The organism is Amycolatopsis sp. NPDC003861, assembly GCF_053605405.1.
The window spans coordinates 1-5,917 of record NZ_JBSGJD010000394.1; the positions used below are offsets into that span (position 1 = coordinate 1).

Below are 5,917 nucleotides of genomic sequence, written 5' to 3' on the forward strand. Positions count from 1 at the left end.
CAACGGCCACCACACCCCAGCCGAAACCCGAACCAACTATCGTCAAGCCCCAGCTGCCTGAAAACCCCGTGTCCGCCCCACCGGGGCAACTCCACGAGTTACGGGCTCAATCACGCGAGTTCCGGCTTCAATCACGCGGGTTACGGGCTCAATCACGCGGGTTGCGGGTGTTGAGGCGGGCGGCTTGGCGGGTCAGGTGGTCGACTTCGGCGAGGCTGGCCGCCTTGGCGGCGGCCTCGGCGTACAGCTTGGCCGCCGTTTCCAGGTCGCCGTCGCGCTCGTGGAGGTAGGCCGACACCGCCGTGTGGCGCGGGACCGTGGCGTCCACCTCGGCGAGTGCCGCGAGGCCGGCGCGCGGGCCGTCCGCTTCGCCGACGGCGACCGCGCGGTTGAGCCGCACGACCGGGCTGCCGGTGAGGCGCACCAGCTCGTCGTACCACTCGACGATCTGCACCCAGTCCGTCTCCGCCGCGTCCTGCGCGTCGGCGTGCAGGGCCGCGATGGCGGCCTGGGCCTGGAACTCGCCCAGCCGGTCACGGGACAGCGCCCGCTGCAGGATCGCCACGCCCTCCGCGATCAACGTCGTGTCCCAGCGGGACCGGTCCTGCTCGGCCAGCGGGACCAGGGCGCCGTCGCCGGTCGTGCGGGAGGCCCGCCGGGCGTGGTGCAGCAGCATCAGCGCCAGCAGCCCGGCCACCTCCGGGTGGTCGATCGACGCCGCGAGCTGCCGGGTGAGCCGGATGGCCTCGGCGGCGAGGTCGACGTCCCCGGAGTAGCCCTCGTTGAACACCAGGTAGAGCACCCGCAGCACGGTCGCGACGTCGCCGGGCTGGTCGAACCGCACCCCGGACACGGTCCGCTTGGCGCGGCTGATGCGCTGCGCCATGGTCGCCTCGGGCACCAGGTACGCCTGCGCGATCTGCCGCGTGGTCAGCCCGCCGACGGCCCGCAGCGTGAGCGCGACCGCCGACGACGGCGTCAGCGACGGGTGCGCGCACAGGAAGTACAGCTGCAGCGTGTCGTCCACGGCCGCCGCGGGCCCGGGCGCCACTTCGGCGTCGACGACGTCCTCGCGCTTGCGGCGGGCGACCTCCGCCCTGGTCGCGTCGAGGAACTTCCGCCACGCCACGGTGACCAGCCAGCCCTTGGCGTCCCGGGGCGGGTCGGCCGGCCAGACGCGCAGCGCCTCGACCAGGGCTTCCTGGACGGCGTCCTCGGCCGCCGCGAACTCGGCGCCGCGGCGGACGAGGACGGCCAGGACACCCGGGGTGAGGCTGCGGAGCAGGGCTTCGTCCACGAGCTCAGCCGATCCGCTCGGCCAGTTCGACGATAATCCCCTCGGGGCCGCGGACGTAGCAGAGCTTGAAGCTGTCCTCGTACCGCACCAGCTCGCCGACGAGCTCGGCGCCGTGCGCCTTCAGCCGCTCCAGGACGTCTTCGATGCCCGCCACCTCGAACAGGATGTGCCGCAGGCCGGGCACGTTCGCCGGCGCCTGCGGATCGCCCGCCGCCCCCTCGGGCGTGCGGTACCGGATCAGCTCCAGCTTCCCGTGGCCGTCCGGCGTCCGCAGCATCGCCATGTCCGACCGGACGCCGTCCAGCCCGACGATCCGGTCGACCGCCCGGCCCTCGGTCGTCATCTCCGCCTCCACCTCGAGGCCGAGCTCGGCGAAGAACGCCTTCGCGGCCTCGAGGTCCCCGACGACGATGCCGACGTGCTCCAGCCGTGGCAGCACCATGGTGTCCCCCGTCATTCCGTGATGGTGGGCGGCGCGGTCATGAACGGCCGCAGCTCGAGCCACTCGTGGATCGGCTCCCCGTTCGGGCCCGGCGCGGCCGACAGCTCCGCGGCCAGTTCGAGGGCCCGCTCGTAGCTGTCGACGTCGATCACCGTCCAGCCGGCGATGAGGTCCTTGGTCTCGGGGAACGGGCCGTCGGTGACCGGCGGCTTCCCCTCGCCGTCGTAGCGGACGAACGTCCCCTCCGGGGAGAGGGCCTGGTGCTCGACGAACTCGCCGGTGGCCACCAGCTTGTCCCCGAAGTCCTGCATGTACTTGATGTGCGCGGAGACCTCCTCCGGCGTCCACTGGTCGATCGTCGTGTCGCAGTTGGCCGGGGCCGGCGCGCCGCGGTAGTGCTTCAGCAACAGGTACTTGGCCATCGTGGTGCTCCCTCGGTGTCGGACGGCCCATTCTGGCCGCTTCCACCCCGGGGACGGAGCCGGTTCCGGGTTCTCGACATCGCCGGCGAGAAAATTCGCGGCCGCCTCCTGAAGGGGGCGGCCGCGAACGGATCACTGCCGGTAGGACTCCACCTCGGAGACCGGCCGGGCCGTGGCGTCGTCCGGGTTCTCGTGGAACTCCGTCTTCGCGCGCCGCTGGCGCAGCAGGTCCCAGCACTGGTCGAGCTGCTGCTCGACCGCGGTGAGGCGGTCCTTGTCGCCGCCGCTCAGCCCCACGCCGACCGAGCGCGACCGGAGCTCGTGCTCCTCCGCGATCAGCTCGTCGATCCGGCCCAGGATTTCGCCGTCGGCCATCTGTTCCTCCTCTTCGCGGGTGCGCTCGTGCAGACGCTACCCCGGCCCCGGGAATTCCCGCCGGGTGCGGATCGTTGACCAGGGCATGAGCACCGTTGAGCTGACCGCCGAGAACTTCGACCAGACGGTAACCGACAACGAGTTCGTCCTGATCGACTTCTGGGCGAGCTGGTGCGGGCCGTGCCGCCAGTTCGCGCCGGTCTACGAGAAGGCCTCCGAGAAGCACGACGACATCGTGTTCGCGAGCGTCGACACCGAAGCGCAGCAGCAGCTCGCGGCCGCCTTCGACGTCCGCTCCATCCCGACGCTGGCCATCATCCGGGACAAGACGCTCATCTACGCCCAGCCCGGCGCGCTGCCCGAAGCCGCCCTCGAAGACCTGATCAAGCAGGCCCGCGAGGTCGACATGGACGAGGTCAAGCGCAAGGCCGCCGAAGCCGAGGCCGAACAGGCCTGACCACCACCACACGGCGAAGGCCGCCCCCGCGGGGGCGGCCTTCGCCGTGTCTCAGGAGCGGGTGGCGAGCCCGCGCAGGAAGAACGCCAGGTTCGCCGGGCGCTCGGCCAGCCGCCGCATGAAATAGCCGTACCACTCGTCGCCGTAGGGCACGTAGACGCGCATCCGCGCCCCCGAGGCCGCGATCCGGGCCTGCTCCTCCGGCCGGATGCCGTAGAGCATCTGGAACTCGTGGTCGTCGTCGGTCCGGCCGTTCTCTTCGGCCAGCGCGGCGGCGATTTCGATCATCCGCGGGTCGTGCGAGGCCACCATCGGGTAGCCCTCGCCGGCCATCAGAACACGCAGGCAGCGGACGTAGGACTTGTCCACTTCGGACTTCTCCGGGAACGCCACCGACTCCGGTTCGGCGTAGGCGCCCTTGCAGAGCCGCACCCGGGAACCCGGGCCCGACAACGAGCGGCAGTCCTGCTCGGTGCGCCGCAGGTAGGCCTGCAGCACCGCGCCCACCCACGGATACTCGCCGCGCAGCTCCTTCAGGATGCCGAGCGTCGAGTCCGTGGTGGTGTGGTCCTCCATGTCGAGCGTCACGGTGGCCCCGACCGCCTCGGCCGCCGCGCAGATCTTCCGCGCGTTCTCGAGAGCGACGTCCTCGCCGTTCGCCAGCAGGAACTGCCCGACCGCCGACAGCTTCACCGAGACGTCCGCGCCCTCGGCCAGGCCTTCCGCGGCCAGCGCGGTCAGCACCGACTCGTAGGCCGCCACCGTCGCCGCCGCCTGCGCGGCGTCGGTGGTGTCCTCGCCCAGGTGGTCGAGGGTGATCCGGCGGCCGTCGGCGGCCAGTTCCCGGGCCACGCGGACGGCGTCGGCGGTCTCGGACCCGGCGACGAACCGGCGCACCACGGAGCGCGTGGCGGGCACGGCCTCGACGAGCTTCCGGATGCCCTTCGAGCGGGCGGCGGCGAGCAGCGGGGCACGCAGCATGACGGTCTCCCTCTCAGCCCTGGTGCGGGTAGCGCACGCTGGTCGGCGGCACGAACGTCTCCTTGACCGAGCGGGGGCTCGTCCAGCGGAGCAGGTTGAAGATCGAGCCGGCCTTGTCGTTGGTGCCCGAGGCCCGCGCACCGCCGAACGGCTGCTGGCCGACGACGGCGCCGGTCGGCTTGTCGTTGACGTAGAAGTTGCCCGCCGAGAACTTCAGCGCCTCGGACGCCTTGGCGACGGCGGTGCGGTCGTTGGCGATCACCGCGCCGGTCAGCGCGTACGCGGCGGAGGAGTCGATCAGCTTCAGGACGTCGTCGAAGCCGCCATCTTCGTAGACGTGCACCGACAGGATCGGGCCGAAGTACTCGGTCGAGAAGATCTCGTGCTTCGGGTTGTCCGACACGAGGATCGTCGGCTTCACGAAGTAGCCGACGCTGTCGTCGGCCGTGCCGCCGGTGAGGACCTCGACGGAGGCGTCATCCTTCACGCGGTCGAAGAGGTCGGCGTGCTTGGTGAACGCCCGCCGGTCGATGACCGCGCCGCCGAAGTGCGACAGGTCGGTGACGTCGCCGTAGGACAGCGCCTCGGTCTCGGCGACCAGGCCGTCCTTCAGCTCGTTCCAGACGCTGCGCGGGATGTACGCGCGCGAAGCGGCGGAGCACTTCTGGCCCTGGTACTCGAACGCGCCGCGGACCAGGGCGGTGCGCAGGACGTCGACGTCGGCGGAGGCGTGCGCGAGCACGAAGTCCTTGCCGCCGGTCTCGCCGACCAGCCGCGGGTAGCCGCGGTAGCCCGCGATGTTCGCGCCGACCGTGCCCCACAGGTGCTGGAAGGTCGCGGTCGAGCCGGTGAAGTGGATGCCGGCCAGGTCGCGGTGGGTCAGGGCGACCTCGGAGACGGCCTTGCCGTCGCCCGGCAGCAGGTTGATCACGCCCGGCGGTATCCCGGCCTCTTCGAGCAGCCGCATGGTCAGGTGCGCCGCGAACGACTGCGTCGGCGACGGCTTCCACAGCACGGTGTTGCCCATCAGCGCGGGCGCGGTCGGCAGGTTGCCGGCGATCGCGGTGAAGTTGAACGGCGTGATCGCGTAGACGAACCCTTCCAGGGGCCGGTGCTCCATCCGGTTCCACACGCCCGGCGAGCTGATCGGCTGCTCGGCGAGGATGCGGCGGCCGAACTCGACGTTGAAGCGCCAGAAGTCGGCGAGCTCGCAGGCGGAGTCGATCTCGGCCTGGGTCGCGGTCTTGGACTGGCCGAGCATGGTGGCCGCGTTGAGCGTGGCGCGCCACTTGCCGGTGAGCAGGTCGGCGGCGCGCAGCAGGATCGCGGCGCGGTCGTCGTAGGACAGCGCGCGCCACTCCGGCGCGGCCTTCGCCGCGGCGGCGATGGCGTCGGTGGTGTCCTGCTGGGTGGCGCTGTGGATGGTGCCGAGGACGTGCTTGTGGTGGTGCGGCTGGACGACGTCGATCTTCTCGCCGCCACCGGGGCGCTGCTCGCCGCCGATGGTGACGGTCAGGTCGACCGGTTCCGCCTGGCCCAGCCGCTTGAGCGCACCCTCGAGTTCCGCGCGCTCAGCGCTGCCCGGCGCGTACGTCAGCACCGGCTCGTTCGTCGGGGCGGGGGTCTGGGTCACGGCGTCCACGGCGGCTCCTCTGCTCTGTAGTCCAGATGCCCCGAACGGTAACTCCGGACACGCTCCGGAGGCTTGTTCGATCGGCTAAAATCGCTCGTATGATCTTGGCCGATCGGATAACGCCGCCGTGACATCGCTGCGCCACGTCCTGGCGACGCTCGGCGAGCCGCTCGTCGAGGTCGTCGTGGCGCCGCACGGCCTCGGCGTCGCCGTCACCGACGTCGTGATCCTCGACCCGGAGGACCCGTTGGAGGCCTCCCCCGGCGACCTGGTGCTGGTGATCGGCGCGCGCGGCCGGGCGGCGGCGCCA

At 71.5% G+C, this 5,917-nt stretch carries 7 protein-coding genes and 1 pseudogene; 2 read left to right on the forward strand and 6 right to left on the reverse strand.

Features of this window, described 5'->3' with window-relative positions:
* Positions 1 to 148 precede the first annotated feature (148 nt).
* The 4 genes from ACWEVN_RS45870 to ACWEVN_RS45885 form a co-directional block, all read right to left on the reverse strand.
* Positions 149 to 1,297 carry an RNA polymerase sigma factor gene (locus ACWEVN_RS45870; protein WP_449683892.1) on the reverse strand — a complete coding sequence of 383 codons (1,149 nt, stop codon included), beginning with the start codon at positions 1,295 to 1,297 and terminating at the stop codon, positions 149 to 151.
* A 4-nt stretch (positions 1,298 to 1,301) separates the two neighbouring features.
* On the reverse strand, positions 1,302 to 1,739 hold the full coding sequence (locus tag ACWEVN_RS45875; RefSeq protein ID WP_452055464.1) for a VOC family protein: 438 nt from the start codon (positions 1,737 to 1,739) through the stop codon (positions 1,302 to 1,304).
* Between the two features lie 11 nt (positions 1,740 to 1,750).
* The gene (locus ACWEVN_RS45880; RefSeq protein ID WP_310974938.1) at positions 1,751 to 2,161 is read right to left on the reverse strand and encodes a YciI family protein; all 411 of its coding nucleotides are present in this window, start codon (positions 2,159 to 2,161) and stop codon (positions 1,751 to 1,753) included.
* 132 nt (positions 2,162 to 2,293) lie between these two features.
* Positions 2,294 to 2,536, reverse strand: coding sequence for a DUF2630 family protein (locus ACWEVN_RS45885; protein ID WP_310974937.1), 243 nt, complete (start codon positions 2,534 to 2,536; stop codon positions 2,294 to 2,296).
* An 85-nt stretch (positions 2,537 to 2,621) separates the two neighbouring features.
* Here ACWEVN_RS45885 and trxA point away from each other — a divergent pair, with 85 nt between their 5' ends.
* Positions 2,622 to 2,993 (forward strand): thioredoxin, encoded by a 372-nt coding sequence (trxA, locus tag ACWEVN_RS45890; protein WP_072480358.1) that lies wholly within the window; start codon positions 2,622 to 2,624, stop codon positions 2,991 to 2,993.
* Positions 2,994 to 3,044: 51 nt separating this feature from the next.
* On the opposite strand, the gene ACWEVN_RS45895 is transcribed toward trxA, so the two are convergent.
* Both ACWEVN_RS45895 and pruA read right to left on the reverse strand, forming a co-directional pair.
* Positions 3,045 to 3,974, reverse strand: coding sequence for a proline dehydrogenase family protein (locus ACWEVN_RS45895; protein WP_452055462.1), 930 nt, complete (start codon positions 3,972 to 3,974; stop codon positions 3,045 to 3,047).
* Positions 3,975 to 3,987: 13 nt separating this feature from the next.
* Positions 3,988 to 5,616, reverse strand: coding sequence for an L-glutamate gamma-semialdehyde dehydrogenase (gene pruA, locus ACWEVN_RS45900; RefSeq protein WP_452055463.1), 1,629 nt, complete (start codon positions 5,614 to 5,616; stop codon positions 3,988 to 3,990).
* 118 nt (positions 5,617 to 5,734) lie between these two features.
* Between pruA and ACWEVN_RS45905 the strand changes: the two are divergent.
* Positions 5,735 to 5,917 (forward strand): annotated as a pseudogene (locus ACWEVN_RS45905) (PucR family transcriptional regulator); the annotation flags it as partial.